We start from the raw sequence: 881 nt of genomic DNA, 5'->3' as shown, positions 1-881 counted from the left end.
GCTAAATAACTGATCCCAATAGTGCTACACCTTCGCTGTGCCATAGCCATTCCCCGGGAAAGGAGACACGGTATCCATGAAGTGTTTCACTCGGGCCAGCAGGTTTGCCATCCCTCTGCATTGATGATTGCGCGTGATGGTTTCATGTAACTTGTGCCATAGCCGTTCTATGTGATTAACCCAAGGGCTGTAAACTGGCTGGAACACCAGGCAGAACTTGGGATTCTTCTTCAACCATCGCTCGGTCTGTTTGCTTTTGTGAATGATGTAGTTATCGAGGATCAACGTGATGGTTTTGGCTCGTCGGTAGTGGTGGCGCAGCTTTTCCAGCATGGCAATAAACAGCGATGAGTTTTTCTTGATCCCGCTGACGTAAAGTACCCTTCCGTTGCCTGCGTGGAGAACGCCTGCCAGATAATGCTTGGCATTCTGCCCCGGTGTGACAACCCGCTTTTGCTGCGCTCTGAACATCCAGTCGGCTCCTAATTTGGGATTGAGGTCTATATCGACTTCATCCTCATAAAACACCGGATTATCGGCATCACAGCGGGCCAGCGCGGCGTCGATATTCGCCATTTTTTCCTGATAGGCTGGGTCTTTTATCCGCAAGGTCGGCACGGGCCTGCGCCAGACAATGCCCATACGAGGTAACCATCGGCGGAGCGTGGAGGCTGCCACATTGAGCCCTGTTAACCGATTGATTTTTATAGCCAATAGTTCAGTACACCAACGGCTGCGCTGATAACCAAAATCTTGCGGAGAAAACTGCATGAGCAGCACCAGTAAGGTGACAATCTTGGCGATAGGTAAGACTGGGGCACGGCCAGCCGGTAAGGCTTCTAGCGCATCTATGCCTTCATCTCGATACCACCGAAGCCAAC

1 protein-coding gene is annotated in these 881 nt (G+C 51.4%); it reads right to left on the bottom strand.

Annotated features, from left to right (window positions below; genetic code table 11):
* Nucleotides 1-24: 24 nt before the first annotated feature.
* Nucleotides 25-881, bottom strand: an 857-nt coding sequence (locus tag ACOTXR_RS25110) for an IS630-like element ISAhy2 family transposase (RefSeq protein ID WP_421767141.1), incomplete at its 5' end; no start/stop codon positions are given.

This window comes from Enterobacter cloacae complex sp. IR53030 (genome assembly GCF_049238365.1).
In the GTDB taxonomy this organism is placed as follows: Bacteria; Pseudomonadota; Gammaproteobacteria; order Enterobacterales; family Enterobacteriaceae; genus Enterobacter; species Enterobacter kobei.
Note: the sequence above shows the minus strand (reverse complement) of the source record. Positions and strands in the feature narration are given on the sequence as shown.